Consider the following 15,899-nt stretch of genomic DNA (forward strand, 5'->3'; position numbering starts at 1 on the left):
TCGTCCCCAGGCGCTGGAATAAGCGCTTCACCAACCCTCGATCATCAATTTCGGTCTACGCGGCCGGAATAAACCTTCGTTTTGGAATAATTGTCCTTCAATCTTTAATATTCTGGTCTATCCTCAGCAACGAGGGTGGGCACATGGGGTCAACAAAGAGTATTGAAGAGGCAACAAGAGTTCTCAAACTCTCACACGCCATGCGTTACAGATATTTCATCAAGAAGTCGGTTGAGACCTACAAAGTATACACCATCAACCTTGGTTCGAATTATCTCATTCTCAATGACCCGGCGGGGACATCGATGTGCTGCCCGCTCTGGCCGGATGCGATCTTTGCGGAGCTGTGGCTGGGGCCACTTGACCGCGGTACCGGCTTGCATATCAAAACCGAAATAGTTGAGATGGAACTTGACGCTGTGCTGAAAGATTTTCTGCCGGCTTTGCGGCAGCGCGGACTTAAAGTCGGGATCTGCTTCGATCAGGCAAGCGACGGACGCATTGAGTCCGTTCACAAGGTGATTGCCGATATCAGGCATGAGATCCAGACGGGGTTTTCCTACCTGAAACCATGAGGGCAGCTCCCGCCGCCTCGAACAGGTGTCCCATTCAGCGGCGCCGCAAAAAGATGAAAAAAATCAAGACGACAACAATGAGCGGAACGCCCAGCCACCATAAAACTGCTGCTGTAAGCATCGTATTACCTCCAATTGAATGGGGTAAACGGCGGGGGGCGTGAGAGGTTCCGCCGCAATTTTTGGCGATACGATCATTCGTCGCGTCAAGTCCCGCAGGACGGTGCCGTTGAAAAGTGCCGGCTCCAACGCCTTTGCCGGCTTGTGCCGGACCGTTAGCTCGTGGTTTTGACGGCTTTGTGCCCGCTTGTTTCGAGGATCGATATCCGGAAAAACACGGGTTCAAGCGGGCGCTCCGCATCGCGAATGACCGTCTTCGTGTACCCGGGCTGCCACCATTCGGCGGATGCGCTCAGAAGGTGGTGCGCGGTTGCGCGCGCGTCGACATGGGACGGATCGTTCGACAGTTCTTCATACAGCCCGTTAACGATCACGCTTTGCCAGCGATTGGTTGCGTCGATCTCATCGAACGCAACACAGACGTGCGGATTGTTGCGCATCCATTCGACCTTTTGGCCGACCGTTGTAAAAGAATAGAGAAAGACGGAGTGATAGGCGAACCTGAGCGGAACGATGTAGGGATGATCATCCCTGGAGCAGGCCAGGCGGCCAATGCTCGCGCGGCTCAGCAAGGCATTGATCTCCGCCTTCGTCATCTCATTAATGATCATCAAGGTTGCTCCTGGACTTCTTGAACAGGCGGACTGCCGCCGCGATAATTATTGAGGGCGCTTTGTTCGTTGTCAAACAGGTGAATGACTTTGGCAGGGCAATGTGATGCGTCACCCAATGTGCGGGGATGCAAGGGGAGGCGCGGGTGGACCAGCCTTCATGCTTGCGTGGTCACGCAAACGAGGCGATCAGTGTAAAAACCTGCGCGCTTTGTCGTCTCAGGTTTTGTCGATACGACCGCGGCCGTGCCTGAACAGCATCACGCCGAGATCGACCTGAACGACCTCACCGCCCTCTTGCTGGCCGGTGTGATCCGGGTGCAGAGCCGCGGCCGGTCGCTCCGTGCTGTTGCGGGTGTGCTGTTCCAGCCGCGCGGCCAATTCGGGGTGCAGACCCTCGCCGCGTCGGGCGGCCATTGCATGCAAAGCATTCAAGAGAGACAACATTGAACTCACACTCCCTTCGGCGTGGATTCAGTGTATCGCTTGCCCTTGATGGCCAGCCACCCGATTCATGCGTCAGGTGGCGGCCATGCCAGGAATGCGAAACATCCGACGATCCGCGGCGTGCCGGTCGACGGGACCAGTTCTCCGCCATGAAATCGTTGCGATTCACGGTCAGTGAGGTCGCAGGAAAAACCGATTCGAAAGACCGGATGGACAGGACATGCCATTCTCGGGCTTTCGCAGTCCGCTCAAGGCTAAGGAAGCAGAGAAGAGAATGGATCAGACGATCACGCAATGGCTCAATTCACCCGCTGGCCACACTCCGGTTCTTGACGGAATAATGTTGACCGTCACCAGCTTCGGCGTACCGCTGATGATTGTGGCCGTCATTGGCCAATGGTGGAGCAAGGCGGACAGGCTGCATGTGCGGCATACCTGCGTCTCGGCCGGACTGACCTTTCTCATCGGACTGGGCTTGAACCAGATCATTCTGTTGTTCGTGCAGCGCATCCGGCCCTATGACGCTGATATCACGCATCTTCTCGTTCCCCCAAGCGCCGACTGGTCATTTCCGTCGGACCACGCGACGGCATCGCTTGCCATCGTCGCGGCCTTTGCGCTTCACGGTCTGGCGCGCCGCACCATTCTGCTGGGGCTGATGGCCTTTCTCGTCTGCTGGTCGCGCATCTATGTTGGCACGCACTATGTTTCCGACGTGATCGGCGGCGGTGTGACCGCCCTGCTGGCGGCCCTGGCGGTTGCCGTTTTTTATCGGGAGGGGTCGAAAATCGATCGCTTCGTAACACGCGTATTCTGAAAGTTATCCGGAACGCAATGGCGCGGCAAATTCAGCCACACTATAGCCCTAAACTAATCATTAACCCTGCTTCGGGGGCGTCGGCAAAGGCATATGTGGTGTATGGTTTTGGTGGGTCGTGTTAAGGAGAGAGTGTCATGTTCAAAGTTCTGGCAATGGCGGGTGTAACGGCTCTGACGCTATTGGCTTCAGCGCCGTCATTCGCGCAATCAATCGAAATAGGTCCCGGCGGCGTTCGCCTCGTCGATCCGCAAATGGATCGTCCCTATCGCAGCGTCAGCATCACTGATCGCACGGCGGTGCGCATCGCCCGGTCCGAAGGCGTGCGCGAGGTCGACGATATCCGGCGGACACGGTCGCGCATCATCGTGGAAGGAACGGACTATCAGGGCGACGACATCAGCGTCTCCATTGATCGTCGAACCGGAGAAGTGATTTCGGTCAATTAACGCCGGTTGAAGCTTTATCCGCCCCGCTGCCCCCAAGGGATGGCGGGGCGTTTTTGTTTGCTTGCCGTCACACCCGCGCGGTGGTCCGGCGCGCCATGAGTGTCAGAGAATTCTCTTGATCTCCACCCAGTCATTCATGTCGTTGATCTTGAGTTTTCCGATGTTTCCGGCCGTATCGAGCAGAACTTCCGGCATGAACTGGTGCAGATACTCGTCATCGCTGCTGGTCTGCTCCCATACCTGGCCATTGGTGAGTTCGAACTTTACCCCAAGCCCGTAGCCATTGGTCGAGCCTTTGATCGTCTCCTTGTCATATTCCATGGGCAGCCCTTTCATCCGGAAAAACCCAGTGTCATTCAAGCCGGACAGTTCGTCAATCAAGGGTGATGGAACCACTTGCCTTCTGATGCATTTGAAGCTTATGGAAATGCTTTCATTCACGCATGTGACCATCAAGTCGCCGCGTACCGGCCGCGTGATCGTTGTGCGCAACGTGCGCGACGCGCTGACCATGCTGACGCAGTACTGGTCGCGGCGCCGGGGTGAAAAGCACAGGATTGCCTGTGACGCATGCCGCAATGCACTTGATGAAAAATTGTCCGCCGAGGATGCACGCGCAGCCTTTGTCGCCGCATCGCTGGAAGCGGGTATCGATGTCAGCGAGCGCACCGGATCGCAATTGGGGACCACGCTCGGCGCATCGACCGATCAGCCGGGAAAACCTGCGAATACGATCTAGGGTCAGGTGAGGGTCTTATGGGACAGTATCCCGATGGGGCGATGGTTGAACTGACGGGAGCCCGTCAGGCCATGGAAGAACAAATCTGACTAATCAGCACGGCGATTGCCAGCGCAAAGCCAAACACAAGCAAATGGCACCACGCGGGCGTGGTATAGTGCAAGTGCTGTTCGTCCTCATCATCTTCATACATTCGAATGTTCCCCTAATTCGTCTGCAGGTGCCTATTCCATCAACATGAAAGTTAAATGTCAAAGCGTGTGCATGAAAATAATTCAGAAAATGCACCGAAAATGACCTGTTGGGCAGAGAAGTGTTGCGGAATCGACCCACAGAAGCGTGCTGCAGTGCATCAAAAACGGGGATTCTCAGGTGCCGTCACCGGATGCGGGGAGGGGATGACGATTGCAGGCGCAGCCGGAATGCATCCCGCCGAAGCGGTAATATCCGGTTGAATCACAGTTTACTAAACCTAGGGTTGTTATGCGAAGGCGCGTCCGAGTATCCAGACAGCGGCCAGAATGACAAGCATGATAATCGCAAGCCGCCAGGAACCTGCGAATACGCCGGGTTGTTTGTTATCATCAGACATTGAAGATTCCAGAGCGATTAAAATTTTATCGAAATGAATACAACTATTGCGCGAATATGCAATGAGAACTTCTGTAACTATGGAAGGTGAAATGTTGCGTCCGGCCGCCGACGCCAGCGTTTCGAGCTGAGGCGCCGTGAACAGATCCGGTCGAATGCCGGGCATCGATGGCACCGGTCATCGCTCCATTGCACCGGTGCCGTGTCGGATACCGAGGTCCTATTTGGTCAGAAACCTCACCTTGAGCTTGCGAACGATATGGCGCGATCTCAGCTTCTTGATAAGCCTGTCTTCGAGCTTGACGTTCCGGGCGATAAGTTCATCCCAGTTCGTCACCGCCGCGGCTTTGACGGGTTTGATTTTCCCGGCCTTTTTGACTGGCTTTGGGTTCTCGGGGCGATGTGTTGCCATTTCGGTCTCGCGATTTGAATGGCCCGGATTACGGTAGTCTTCCAAAAAGTACAAAGTAAGCACTCAGATGACCCTTTCCAAACATCCCCTGCCAACGCAATGCAGGTGGGTGTCAGCAAATTGGACGACGGGGTGAAGCACAAGACGATATGCGCCACAAAAGGCCCGCCAGCGACAAGCTTTGGTACTTTTGTCGTCATTCTCCAGTTGTGTCGTGTTGCACGGTTCCACGCGGGGATGAATATGACAAAACCACGTGAAATCCGTTGGATAAGCCACATTGCGTGGCCTGGTTTTCCCGCCGGCGAACCGCAATTTCGCCATGGGCGGGCCGGGGCAAAGACCGATGGAACGGGGTCATCGCCCGAATTTGCGGCCGAGAATCAGCACAAGGGGAATGATGATCAGGAAGACGACGAGATAGCCCCATATGGATGTCATATAGGGCGCGTAGTCGTCCTTCTCCCTGCTTTCCTCGTCCTCCTCCTCCATTGCTTTCTCCTGCATGGGCTTGGCCAGGCAGGGGTTAACGGACTTTGAACCTGCAATTGCGGTGAGGAGCAAGTCACGTTCGACCAGCATGGCAATTCGAGAACAATTTCAAGACACGATCATAACACTGACCCGGCGGCATCGGGAGGTGTAATATTCTAGTACATCCGATTGAGAAGCCCGGCCCTTTGGCGGGCCGGGGAGAGTGGCGGAGCGCAGGCCGGCGCGGTGCGGCGACCCGGAGCTGCCGGGTATCCTGTCCGGGTTTTCACCCTATGACGGGATGAAACCGCCGCAGGCAGGCAAAGCCGGCGGCAATGAACAGGAGCAGCACAATTCCTTGCACGATCGCAAAAGGCGGCTCCGAGCCGGTGGGCGCCAGGGCATTCAAAGCCGGTATTTTCTGGAATGACTGGGCGACCAGCACGAAAACATTGAAGTACAGCGAGATCACGGCGCCGACCACATAGACCCACCGCCACGGCCCGGCGAGATGCAGGGGGTAACGGGCGGCGATCGCGACGATGAGAATGATGATCGAGAGGATGCCGACGCCGATGGCGGGCGTAAAACCCTGGTAGGGAAAGCCGAAGCCGGTCAGGCTTGTGGCGGCCGTGCTCACCAGAAAGATCAGTGTCCATCCGTCCTTTCTGTCGGACGCAAGCAGTCCGGCGAGAACGATCAGCCCCGATATGATCCCGATCAGGCTGATCAGGACGTGAACGAAAGTATAGAAAGTCATGCCAAAGATCATGATGCGGTCCCCTCCATGATTTTGTTCAAGCGCATTCTGAATCAAAACTGGGGAGACGAAACAACGTTTACGGGAAATTGTAAATATATAGCATCGTGAAACGATATATGAGTAAAATAGTCAATATTATTAGGGGAATAGATCAAAGCCCGAAGTAATCAGCAGGCATATGCATGCGTATGGGTGATCGGGCTGATTTTGGTCCATGGGCCGACCGGAGCCATGGAAATGGCGGGCAGGGCCAGTCCGGATAATTTCATATCCAACGTCAACGGCATTGGCGTTGGATATGAAATTGGGGTTGCCCGTTGCCAGGCAACCCCAACGACTTGTTAGTTAACAGTCGTATTCTTGAACTTTGTGCCGAGGTTGGTGAACAGCGTGCCGAGGTTTGTGCCAAGCGAGGTTGCACCGGCAATGATGCCGACGGAGATGAGGGCAGCAATCAGGCCGTATTCGATGGCTGTTGCGCCGGACTCATCCTTGAGAAAACGTGTGAAAAGAGTTGTCATGTTCTGTATCCCTGTTGAAGCGTTGCTTTTGACGCGGTTTCGTTGAACCGTCGTGAACTTAGGCTTTCAACAATTTCGGCTGACTTAAAAAAACTGGTTAGCAAAGTATCACCGGATTTCTTGCTTAATCATCGCTTACATCGCCCTGAACATTTTAAGTAAAATGAAAGTCATGACCGCAGGGCGTGCATTTCCCGCGCCGGGCCGTGCGGCGTACCCCGACGCTGCCCCCTCAAAACCGCTGCGCTATCGCCCGATCCCCGGCAATGCTTTCGCTTGGGCAACCAGATGCAATCCTCCGGTGGCGTTCGAGGGAGCCCTTCAAAATAAGTTTTCATTAAAAATGTAAGTAATCTTGTGCCTTTCCAATTTTATCATGCGCTTACTTAAAGAAGGCATGGTGTATTTTACAATAATAAAGAAAAAATATTGAGAAGTGAAACTAAAACCCATGTTCTTACGTATCGACTATATCCATTCCAACTGACGTTGGAGATTTTATTGCGATGGAGATCGATGGAAGTTTAGAATTTTAAGAAAATATATGAATAGATATAAGTAAAAATACGAAACACATCGTTGTTTCGCGTAAAAATATTTGTGTTTTAATAAATATATTTAGAAAATATCTATTGAATAATAAGTGTTGTATTGATTTATTTCAAATAGTGATGCATATATCGGTGTTCTTGGTTTGTGAATGCTTGGATACAATAGTAATAATCGGGAGGTTGTAATGAATAAGTTCGAAAAGAAGACGAGCTGCATTGTAGCTGGCTCTTTCATACTTGCGGTGCTTACGACGTCGGCGCTTGCCGGAGGTTTGTCGGTAGGCGGGGTTTCAGTCGGCGGTTCGCAGAATGGCGGTCTGGGCGTTGGTGCCAGCGCCAATCTCGGCGGCGTAAAGGCGGGTGCTGATGCATCGGTTGGCGGCTCCAAGGGTGTTGCTGCGGGCGTCGGCGCATCGATCGGCGGTTCAAACGGAATCAATGCGGGGGCGGGCGCCAGCGTCAACAATGGCGTTAGTGCCGGACTTGGCGCCAATGTCGGCGGATCCAAAGGTGTGACAGCTGGAGCTGGCGCAAATATCGGATCAGGCGGGATCGGTGCAGGGGTTGGAGCCAATGTCGGTGGAACCGGCGGCATTGGCGCCGGGGTCGGCGTTGGCATTGGTGGTGGCAGCAATACGGGCGGCACCAGCCCGGGCGGTACCAGTCCCGGCGGTGTCAGTACCGGCGGGGTCACGACGGGTGGTGGTATTCTTGGCGGCGGCACCAAGCCGGGCAGCCTCAATCCCGGCGTAAACAACAAGGCGATCGCTGCCAGACTGGCACAGCTCACGGCGCAGGACAGGATGAAGCTGAAAATCCGCTGTGCGGAAATTTCATCCAACGCGACGAGCTATGACAGCTCGCTGGTTGCCCTGTGCAAGCTGCTGCGCGGCTCATGAGAACAGGCGCATGAGACAAGAATGGCCCCGGAAGGGGCCATTTCTTTGCCAGGACCGGCGCGGCGGGTGTCTGCCGGGCAATCAGCCCGTGCATTTCCGCCGTGCGATGGAGCGGGTCATGGAATCAACCTGTCCCTGCAGAGCGCCGGCCTTCTTCTGGTTGGCGGTGCGATAATCCGGCAGAATGGGACCGAAGCCCGTGATCACGCTCGGTTCCCGGTAGCCTGCGCCATTGGTCAGGCTGCTGATCTGGGCCATTGCGCTGTTCTTTTGCGCAATCAAAGCGGGGCACTCGACCGTATCGTAGTGCAGGGATGAAATTTTCTCGCGATCAAGCTGCCCCTGTATATTGCCGCAGCCGGCCAGCAGCACAGCCACAATAATCAGCGGAAGGTGTTTCGTCGTCATGTGCCAATTTCCTCGATCACGAATAGCGGGACATGAATGGGCCAATGCCGCCGTTTTGGCAAGATGGCAGCGTGAATCAGTTCGCCGGCACTTGCGGCAGCGCAGCATCACTCCGGACCAGGGGATGGCGGTGGACGGCGGCAACGCCGCTGCCGTATGATCTGTCTGTAAATTCAAACTAATCAGAGTGTTGTGCTGATTTTCATAATGAATATATCAACGTCGATGTTTAAAACTGTAGTGAAATATCGATTTAATCAGAAATCTCTAGCCAATTGGTCTTGTATTGAAGTTTTGGCTTGCTGATGACGCCCGCTCGCCCTTATGATTCTGTTTCCGGGAGCACCCGGCATTGCAACGCAAGAGTGAGGAGACAGGAATGCCTGGTTTGCTGCACCCACTTCATGACGGCCACGCGCCCATCATATTGCATAGTGCCTTTCAAGACGCCCTTGATGCTTTGGAGGATTGGGAACTCGGGCACGATGAACCTCAGATCGAGGTCAACGACCGGCAGGTTCTGATCAGCGCCGTGTTCCGGCGTCTGTGGACCTGCACCGATATTCTTCCATCGAGAACGCTGGATGTCGTGGAAGACTTACTGCCATTGCGTTCGGCGGAGTTCAAGGCCGGCACGTCAACCTATGCCGATGCTGCCCATAGTCTATGGGAATTGAGCCTGCAGAAACGCGCGGCCTCTTACGAAATGCAGCATCACAACGCCTCCTGAGACACATTGGACGCTTTTTGAATTACCCGCCGCTTTGACCCGGCGGGTAATTTGTTTTTCGCATGCCTTATGGATGGCGCGGCGGTTTAGCCGCCATGTTTGGCCAGCCAGGCCTTCATCTGTTTGATTTCGCCTTCCTGCGCGGCGATGATATCGGTCGCAAGCTTGCGGATTTCTTCATCCTTGCCGTATTTCAGCTCCACCTTGGCCATGTCGATTGCGCCCTGATGGTGCGCAACCATGCCGCGGACAAAATCCTTGTCGGCATCGCCGGAAAATTTGATGGACATGTCCTTGTGCATCTTGGTGTTTGCCTGCGCAAATGCCTTGGATGACGGGCCCTGATCGCCGGTTGGCTGCATTGCCATGGCATCATGCTTCATCATCTTGTGCTCCTGCGCCAGGGCTGGTGCGGTGAAGGCGAGGGCGCAGACAAGGGCTGTGGCGGAGAAATAAGAGGTTTTCATCGAATTGATCTTTCCTTAGGTCAGACAGACAAGCACAGGCTATGACCTGTTCACCCGTGCGTTATGAAGGATAGGAAGCGATCAACAGTGGTTTGGGCGGCGGCGACAGCGGTGCGCTGGCCTGGGCAATGAGGGGCAGTTCCATGCCGTGCGGCACCAGCATTCGGGTCGAGGCCGTGGTCACGGCGGCAATGCCGATGGCGGGAATGGCGATGCAGGCGGAGCATAGCGCGGGATGGGGCAGCTTGGCCGTGTCCGTGCAATGCTTCTGGTCGCCGGCACAGGCATGGGCGTGGCCGGCCATCTGACCGGTCGATTGTACCGCCATTTCGCCCGCCAACCGGACGGGCGCCGCAAACACGGGCACCCAGCCGACGGAAAACGCCGTGAGGAACGTCAGAAGAATGGCAAGCCTGCTCATGGCGTTTTCATAACAGGAACAATCGGGAAGGCGAAATCACCTTCTGTTTATTGCGTTATTGCGCACTCCTTGCCGCGGCGAGCGCCTTTTCCAGATCGGCGATGAGGTCTTTGGTATCCTCGAGGCCAACCTGCAGGCGGATGAGCGGACCCTTGTAATGCTTGCCTGTCAGCACCCGGTCGGACAGATTGACCTGAAGCGCGAGGCTCTCATAGCCGCCCCAGGAATATCCGAGCGCGAAAATATCAAGGGCATTGAGGAAAGCCCGGGCCTGTTTCGTCTCGCCTTCGATGACAATCGAGAACACACCGGCAGCGCCGCTGAAATCCCGCTTCCACAGGGCGTGCCCCGCATGGCTCTCAAGCGCGGGATGCAGGACCTCGATCACGCCGGGCTGCTTTTCCAGCCATCGCGCTATTTCGAGCGCATTTTCGCCATGGCGCTCCAGGCGCAGTGCCATCGTGCGCAAGCCGCGCAGGACATAATAGGCATCGTCGCCGCCCACGCACAGACCGATGGCCGTATAGGTATCGTCCAGCTGCCTGAAGCATTTTTCATTGGCGGAAATCGTGCCCATGAGAATATCGGAATGGCCGGACGGATATTTTGTTGCCGCGTGAATGGAGATATCGACGCCGAAATCCAGCGGCTTCAGGTAGAGCGGCGTTGCCCAGGTGTTGTCCATCATGACGATGGCGCCTGCCGCGTGCGCCTTCTCGACGATTGCCGGAATATCCTGAATTTCGAACGTGTTGGAGCCGGGGGATTCGGTAAAGACAACAGCCGTGTTGGGACGGATGAGCTTTTCGATGCCGGCGCCGACCAGCGGATCGTAGTACTCGACCTCGATGCCGAGCCGCTTGAGCGTCGTATCGCAGAAATAGCGCGTATTGCCGTAGACGCTGTCGACCATCAGCAGGTGATCGCCTGGCGACAGGAACGCCAGAAGGGGAATGGTTACCGCGGCAAGGCCGGACGGCACGAGCAGCGTGCCGAACGAGCCCTCCAGTTCGTCGATGGCCTGGCAAAGCGCGTCGGTCGTGGGGGTTCCATGCGTGCCATAGCCATATTTCTGCTTGTGGCTGGCCATGGTTTCCGCATCGGGGAACAGCACCGTCGAGGCATGGACAATGGGCGGATTGACGAAACCGTGATAATCCCTGGGATCATAGCCTCCATGGGCCAGGCGTGTGTTGATCCCGAATTTTGCCATTTTGTCCGACTCTCTGCCCATGGAGTATCCTCTGCACTGCGATGCCAACAATTGTAACTGCTGGGAGAAGTCGATAAAGCCACGGCGTTCCTGTTGCAACAGGCGAGCACAGCGGGCGTGGAAGAATAAGGCCGCTTGGGTCGATGGGAGAAACAATGACTGATGCCAGCAATCCGCAATCCCTGTCCGGCCTGAAGCGCGCGCGCCGCTCGATCGTCAATTTCCTGCGCCGCATGCGGGCACCGGCCTATCCGAACAGCCCGGCGGCCTGGACCGGGGGCATGTCGATGGCGGCGGTCCTGATCTTTTTCTTCATTCTGCTGCTGCATCCCTTCGACGATCCGCTGTCGCGCAACCTGTCCTCGCATCAGGGGCCGCTGAGTTCCCTGCGGCTGCTGACGGATATCGGTTTGTCGCAATGGTATCTGATCCCGGCCTTTTTCATCGCGGTTTGTCTGATCGGCATCGACTGGCGCAAGCTGCCCCATGCCAAGCGCGTGCGTCTCGGCCTCATCTATGCCCAGGCAACGTTTGCCTTCTGGTCCGTGGCGCTGTCGGGCATTCTCACCAATATCGCCAAGTTCTGCATCGGGCGGGCCCGGCCGAAATTCATCGACACCCTTGGGGCCAACGGCTTTTCGCCGTTTCACGCAGGGTATGATTTCGCCAGTTTCCCCTCGGGGCACTCAACCACGATGGGGGCGGTCGGCGCGGTTCTGGCGCTTTGGTTTCCACGCTGGCGCGTGCCGATCATCCTGGCGACCATGTTCATTGCCTTTACGCGCATCATCGCCAGGGCACATTATCCGACGGATGTGGTCTCGGGCTACAGCTTGGGCTTCCTGTTCACCCTTGCGCTCGCCAGATTCCTCGCCGGGCGCCGGGCAGCTTTTCTGTTCGATGGCACTCGATTCTTCCCGGTTTTGCGTTTTCGCGAGCGCTTCTGGCGCTGATCGGGGTTTTTGACCAAGAAATAATCGAAAATTCCATTCCGAAGCAGCCATTCCGCTGTTTCTGCAAAAATATTGAGCAAAGATTATCCCTTGACCAAACACGTAGAATGGCCTTCGATACAGGGGTGAATGGGAGACATGCTGGAGCCTTAAAAGGGTGTGGGGGAACCCGCTGGCATGTAAAATTTCTCTCTTGGGAACCACGGGCAACAATTAAAAGGGTTTAGTCGTTATGAAAAATCTCGTTTTGAAGAGCGTTCTGGGGGTATCGGCGCTGCTCTTGCTGGCTTCTGCGGCCTCTGCCGGCACGCTGGATGACGTCAAGAAAAAGGGCTTTCTGCAATGTGGCGTCAACACCGGTCTGGCCGGATTTGCTTCGCCGAACGACAAGGGCGAATGGTCCGGTTTTGACGTCGACTATTGCCGCGCTGTCGCCGCCGCCATTTTTGGCGATGCAACCAAGGTGAAATTTACGCCGCTTTCCGCCAAGGACCGCCTGCCAGCGCTACAGTCCGGTGAAATCGACGTTCTGATTCGCAACACCACATGGACGCTGAGCCGTGACTCGCAGGGCTTTGATTTCACCGGCGTCAATTATTATGACGGCCAGGGCTTCATGATCAACGCCAAGAAGCTGTCGGGTATCAATTCCGCATTGCAGCTTTCGGGCGCTTCGGTCTGCGTTCAGTCCGGCACCACGACGGAACTCAATCTGGCCGACTATTTCAAGGCCAACAAGATGGAATACAATCCCGTCGTGTTCGAGAAGCTTGAAGAGGTCAACGCCGCCTACGATGCCGGACGTTGCGACGTGTACACCACGGACCAGTCCGGCCTGTACGCCATTCGCCTGACGCTCTCGGCACCGGACGATCACGTCGTTCTGCCGGAAATCATTTCCAAGGAGCCGCTCGGTCCCGTTGTCCGTCAGGGCGACAGCCAGTGGGCGCACGTCATCCGCTGGGTGCATTACGCCATGCTGACGGCCGAAGAGCTTGGCATCACCAAGGCCAATGTCCAGGATCTGATCAAGAGCGACAGCCCGGAAATCAAGCGCGTGCTCGGCCAGGAAGCCAACACCAAGCTTGGCACCGATCTCGGACTGACGAATGATTGGGTTGTCAACATCGTCAAGGCCGTGGGCAATTACGGCGAAGTGTTCGAATCCAATATCGGTTCCGGCAGCAAGCTGAAGATTGCGCGCGGCATCAATGCTCAGTGGAGCAAGGGCGGCCTGCAATACGCAATGCCGATCCGCTGATTTTTTGCAGTCATCGATCTGAAATCCGGGAAGGGGGCTCGTCCTCCTTTCCGGGGGAACAATTAAAAAAATAACAAAAATAAAAATAATAAAAATAAACGGTTAAAAGAAATGAGGGGTCAATGGCATCGCAGGATATTACGCCTGCCGGTACAGGCAGCGCCAAAGTATCACTTTTGAACGATCCGAGAATTCGCGGTTATATCTATCAGCTCGTCGTTCTGGTTGTACTGGTTGCTGTGGGTTACTGGTTTGTCAACAACACTATCGCCAATCTGCAGCGCGCCAATCTGGCAACGGGTTTCGGTTTTCTCGACGGCCGCTCCGGATTTGATATCAGCTCGCATCCGTTCACCGAATACTCAAGCGACTCGACCTATATAAAGGCGCTTTATGTCGGTATTTTGAACACGATGCTGGTTGCCGTCGTCGGTATCATCACCGCGACCATCATCGGCTTCATCATCGGCGTCGGGCGGCTTTCGCACAATTGGCTCATCCGCAAACTGTGCACGGTCTATGTCGAGGTTTTCCGCAATATTCCGCCGCTGCTGGTTATTTTCTTCTGGTATTCCGGCGTTTTGGCGGTTTTGCCCCAGGCACGCCAGAGCATCGCGCTGCCGTTCAGTTTCCTGAACAATCGCGGTTTCTTCTTTGCCGTGCCGGTTTTCGGCCAGGGTGCTTGGCTGGCTGGCGTTGCCTTTGTGCTTGCCGTCATCGGCGCCTTTCTGGTCCGTCGCTGGGCCTATAAACGGCAGATGGCGACCGGCCAGCGCTTTCCGGTGTTGTGGACATCGCTGGCGCTGATCATCGGCCTGCCTTTCCTGGCATTCGCGCTCAAGGGCTTTCCGGTTACCATGAATTATCCGGAACTCGGCGGCTTCAACATCAAGGGCGGTGCTCTGGTCGGACCGGAGTTCATGTCGCTCTATCTCGCGCTGTCCTTCTACACCGCATCCTTCATTGCCGAGATCGTCCGCGCCGGCATTCGCGGTGTGGGAAAAGGCCAGAGTGAGGCGTCGCATGCGCTCGGGCTGCGTGCAGGGACAACAACGCGGCTTGTCGTCGTGCCGCAGGCCCTGCGCATCATCATTCCGCCGCTGACCAGCCAGTATCTCAACCTGACGAAGAACTCGTCGCTTGCGGTCGCGGTCGGCTATCCCGATCTGTTTGCCGTCGGCGGAACCATCCTCAACCAGACCGGCCGTTCCATTGAAGTGGTGGCGATTTTCATTGTGATCTATCTCAGCCTGAGCGTGCTCACATCGCTGTTCATGAACTGGTTCAACGCCAAAATGGCATTGGTGGAGCGCTGATCATGGCCGATAACAATCTGAGTTTCGTTCGTACCGAAATGCTGCAGGGCCAGACGCCGCCGCTGGGCGAGCGGGGAATCGTCCGCTGGATACGCATCAACCTGATGGCAACGCCCGTCGATGCCGCTCTGACGGTGTTTGCGCTCTTCCTTCTCGTCTGGTTCGTGCCGCCGATGATCAACTGGCTGTTCGTCCAGGCTTCCTGGTCGGGGGTGGATCGGGCGGTCTGCGCGACGGTTTCCCAGGGCGGTACCCAGCCGGAAGGCTGGTCGGGTGCCTGCTGGGCCTATGTGAACGCCAATTTCAACCAGTTCATGTATGGCCGCTATCCGCAGGACCAGCACTGGCGTGTCAACATTGTCGGCGTCATGTTCGTCGTCCTGTTGGTTCCGCTGCTGATCCCGAGGATTCCCTTCAAATCCGCCAATGCTATCGTGTTCTTCTTTGTCTTCCCGATCGTTGCATTCTTCCTGCTGGTTGGCGGCTGGTTTGGCCTTCCCTATATCGAAACGGCGACGTGGGGCGGTCTGCTTGTCACGCTGGTCCTGTCTTTCGTCGGCATTTCCGTGTCCTTGCCGCTCGGCATCGTCCTGGCCTTGGGACGGCGGTCGAAAATGCCCATCATCAAGATGCTGTGCGTCGTTTTCATCGAAATGGTGCGGGGCATCCCTCTGGTGACCGTGCTGTTCATGGCCAGTTACATGCTGCCATTGTTCCTGCCGCCGGGCGTGACCTTCGACAAGTTCCTGCGTGCCCTGATCGGCGTGGCGCTGTTCGCATCGGCCTATATGGCGGAAGTGGTGCGCGGCGGCCTGCAGGCAATTCCCAAAGGGCAGTACGAAGGCGCTGACTCGCTGGGATTGAGCTACTGGCAGAAAACCGGCCTCATCATCCTGCCGCAGGCGCTGAAGATGGTGATCCCGGGAATCGTCAACACCTTCATCGGTCTGTTCAAGGATACATCGCTGGTGTCCATCATCAGCATGTTCGATCTGCTCGGAACCGTGCGTCAGCACTTCAACGATGCCAATTGGGCATCTCCGCAAACCCCCATATCCGGCCTGATTTTCGCCGGTTTCGTATTCTGGATTTTCTGTTTCGGCATGTCGCGTTATTCCATCTTCATGGAACGCAGGCTGGACACAGGACATAAACGCTAAG

23 protein-coding genes are annotated in these 15,899 nt (G+C 55.9%); 10 read left to right on the plus strand and 13 right to left on the minus strand.

The features are described 5' to 3' along the window. Window positions 1–143 precede the first annotated feature (143 nt). On the plus strand, window positions 144–575 hold the full coding sequence (locus ACIQWS_RS06010) for a DUF2750 domain-containing protein (protein WP_403172650.1): 432 nt from the start codon (window positions 144–146) through the stop codon (window positions 573–575). A 275-nt stretch (window positions 576–850) separates the two neighbouring features. Here the strand turns inward: ACIQWS_RS06010 and ACIQWS_RS06015 are convergent, their stop codons facing one another. Continuing rightward, window positions 851–1,306: a pyridoxamine 5'-phosphate oxidase family protein gene (locus ACIQWS_RS06015; protein WP_346305517.1), complete on the minus strand. Its 456-nt coding sequence runs from the start codon at window positions 1,304–1,306 to the stop codon at window positions 851–853. Between the two features lie 219 nt (window positions 1,307–1,525). Further along, entirely contained in the window at window positions 1,526–1,753 is a 228-nt protein-coding gene (locus ACIQWS_RS06020) for a hypothetical protein (protein WP_403172654.1), read from the minus strand. A 274-nt stretch (window positions 1,754–2,027) separates the two neighbouring features. On the opposite strand from ACIQWS_RS06020, the gene ACIQWS_RS06025 reads away from it, so the two are divergent. Both ACIQWS_RS06025 and ACIQWS_RS06030 read left to right on the plus strand, forming a co-directional pair. After that, on the plus strand, window positions 2,028–2,570 hold the full coding sequence (locus ACIQWS_RS06025) for a phosphatase PAP2 family protein (RefSeq protein ID WP_403172662.1): 543 nt from the start codon (window positions 2,028–2,030) through the stop codon (window positions 2,568–2,570). Window positions 2,571–2,707: 137 nt separating this feature from the next. Next, window positions 2,708–3,019 (plus strand): PepSY domain-containing protein, encoded by a 312-nt coding sequence (locus ACIQWS_RS06030; protein WP_223615683.1) that lies wholly within the window; start codon window positions 2,708–2,710, stop codon window positions 3,017–3,019. Window positions 3,020–3,121: 102 nt separating this feature from the next. Here ACIQWS_RS06030 and ACIQWS_RS06035 read toward each other — a convergent pair whose 3' ends face one another. After that, window positions 3,122–3,355 (minus strand): hypothetical protein, encoded by a 234-nt coding sequence (locus tag ACIQWS_RS06035; RefSeq protein ID WP_346305514.1) that lies wholly within the window; start codon window positions 3,353–3,355, stop codon window positions 3,122–3,124. Between the two features lie 91 nt (window positions 3,356–3,446). Between ACIQWS_RS06035 and ACIQWS_RS06040 the strand changes: the two genes are divergently transcribed. Then, complete coding sequence (locus ACIQWS_RS06040; protein ID WP_346305513.1) at window positions 3,447–3,758, plus strand: DUF982 domain-containing protein; 312 nt, start codon at window positions 3,447–3,449, stop codon at window positions 3,756–3,758. A gap of 64 nt (window positions 3,759–3,822) precedes the next feature. Here ACIQWS_RS06040 and ACIQWS_RS06045 read toward each other — a convergent pair whose 3' ends face one another. The 6 genes from ACIQWS_RS06045 to ACIQWS_RS06070 all read right to left on the minus strand — a co-directional run bounded on the left by ACIQWS_RS06045 (window position 3,823) and on the right by ACIQWS_RS06070 (window position 6,519). Then, window positions 3,823–3,951, minus strand: a complete 129-nt coding sequence (locus tag ACIQWS_RS06045; RefSeq protein WP_264319180.1) for a hypothetical protein — start codon at window positions 3,949–3,951, stop codon at window positions 3,823–3,825. Window positions 3,952–4,239: 288 nt separating this feature from the next. After that, window positions 4,240–4,524, minus strand: coding sequence for a hypothetical protein (locus tag ACIQWS_RS06050; protein WP_288195019.1), 285 nt, complete (start codon window positions 4,522–4,524; stop codon window positions 4,240–4,242). 45 nt (window positions 4,525–4,569) lie between these two features. Then, entirely contained in the window at window positions 4,570–4,824 is a 255-nt protein-coding gene (locus ACIQWS_RS06055; RefSeq protein ID WP_403172682.1) for a hypothetical protein, read from the minus strand. Between the two features lie 294 nt (window positions 4,825–5,118). Then, window positions 5,119–5,268, minus strand: a complete 150-nt coding sequence (locus ACIQWS_RS06060) for a hypothetical protein (RefSeq protein ID WP_346305510.1) — start codon at window positions 5,266–5,268, stop codon at window positions 5,119–5,121. Window positions 5,269–5,521: 253 nt separating this feature from the next. Then, complete coding sequence (locus ACIQWS_RS06065) at window positions 5,522–5,995, minus strand: hypothetical protein (RefSeq protein ID WP_403172688.1); 474 nt, start codon at window positions 5,993–5,995, stop codon at window positions 5,522–5,524. A gap of 344 nt (window positions 5,996–6,339) precedes the next feature. Continuing rightward, window positions 6,340–6,519 (minus strand): Flp family type IVb pilin, encoded by a 180-nt coding sequence (locus tag ACIQWS_RS06070; protein WP_163363974.1) that lies wholly within the window; start codon window positions 6,517–6,519, stop codon window positions 6,340–6,342. A 736-nt stretch (window positions 6,520–7,255) separates the two neighbouring features. On the opposite strand from ACIQWS_RS06070, the gene ACIQWS_RS06075 reads away from it, so the two are divergent. Beyond that, entirely contained in the window at window positions 7,256–7,969 is a 714-nt protein-coding gene (locus ACIQWS_RS06075; RefSeq protein ID WP_403172700.1) for a hypothetical protein, read from the plus strand. A gap of 81 nt (window positions 7,970–8,050) precedes the next feature. Here the strand turns inward: ACIQWS_RS06075 and ACIQWS_RS06080 are convergent, their stop codons facing one another. Continuing rightward, a complete protein-coding gene (locus ACIQWS_RS06080) occupies window positions 8,051–8,377 on the minus strand; it encodes a hypothetical protein (RefSeq protein WP_403172707.1) in 327 nt (108 codons plus the stop codon). 379 nt (window positions 8,378–8,756) lie between these two features. On the opposite strand from ACIQWS_RS06080, the gene ACIQWS_RS06085 reads away from it, so the two are divergent. Beyond that, window positions 8,757–9,107, plus strand: a complete 351-nt coding sequence (locus ACIQWS_RS06085) for a hypothetical protein (RefSeq protein ID WP_223615692.1) — start codon at window positions 8,757–8,759, stop codon at window positions 9,105–9,107. 86 nt (window positions 9,108–9,193) lie between these two features. Here the strand turns inward: ACIQWS_RS06085 and ACIQWS_RS06090 are convergent, their stop codons facing one another. The 3 genes from ACIQWS_RS06090 to ACIQWS_RS06100 all read right to left on the minus strand — a co-directional run bounded on the left by ACIQWS_RS06090 (window position 9,194) and on the right by ACIQWS_RS06100 (window position 11,229). Next, window positions 9,194–9,574 (minus strand): DUF305 domain-containing protein, encoded by a 381-nt coding sequence (locus ACIQWS_RS06090; protein ID WP_403172716.1) that lies wholly within the window; start codon window positions 9,572–9,574, stop codon window positions 9,194–9,196. A gap of 61 nt (window positions 9,575–9,635) precedes the next feature. Beyond that, the gene (locus tag ACIQWS_RS06095) at window positions 9,636–9,995 is read right to left on the minus strand and encodes a hypothetical protein (RefSeq protein WP_346308328.1); all 360 of its coding nucleotides are present in this window, start codon (window positions 9,993–9,995) and stop codon (window positions 9,636–9,638) included. 55 nt (window positions 9,996–10,050) lie between these two features. After that, a complete protein-coding gene (locus ACIQWS_RS06100) occupies window positions 10,051–11,229 on the minus strand; it encodes a cystathionine beta-lyase (protein ID WP_223615695.1) in 1,179 nt (392 codons plus the stop codon). Between the two features lie 134 nt (window positions 11,230–11,363). Between ACIQWS_RS06100 and ACIQWS_RS06105 the strand changes: the two genes are divergently transcribed. The 4 genes from ACIQWS_RS06105 (at window position 11,364) to ACIQWS_RS06120 (ending at window position 15,898) form a co-directional block, all read left to right on the plus strand. Then, window positions 11,364–12,161, plus strand: coding sequence for a phosphatase PAP2 family protein (locus ACIQWS_RS06105; RefSeq protein ID WP_403172726.1), 798 nt, complete (start codon window positions 11,364–11,366; stop codon window positions 12,159–12,161). Between the two features lie 232 nt (window positions 12,162–12,393). Next, entirely contained in the window at window positions 12,394–13,422 is a 1,029-nt protein-coding gene (locus ACIQWS_RS06110) for an amino acid ABC transporter substrate-binding protein (protein ID WP_223615697.1), read from the plus strand. Between the two features lie 122 nt (window positions 13,423–13,544). After that, window positions 13,545–14,738: an amino acid ABC transporter permease gene (locus tag ACIQWS_RS06115; RefSeq protein ID WP_403172745.1), complete on the plus strand. Its 1,194-nt coding sequence runs from the start codon at window positions 13,545–13,547 to the stop codon at window positions 14,736–14,738. Window positions 14,739–14,740: 2 nt separating this feature from the next. After that, complete coding sequence (locus ACIQWS_RS06120) at window positions 14,741–15,898, plus strand: amino acid ABC transporter permease (RefSeq protein WP_346306216.1); 1,158 nt, start codon at window positions 14,741–14,743, stop codon at window positions 15,896–15,898. Window position 15,899: the final 1 nt, after the last annotated feature.

The sequence above is a fragment of the Phyllobacterium sp. NPDC097923 genome, assembly GCF_044760925.1.
Lineage (GTDB): Bacteria > Pseudomonadota > Alphaproteobacteria > Rhizobiales > Rhizobiaceae > Phyllobacterium > Phyllobacterium calauticae.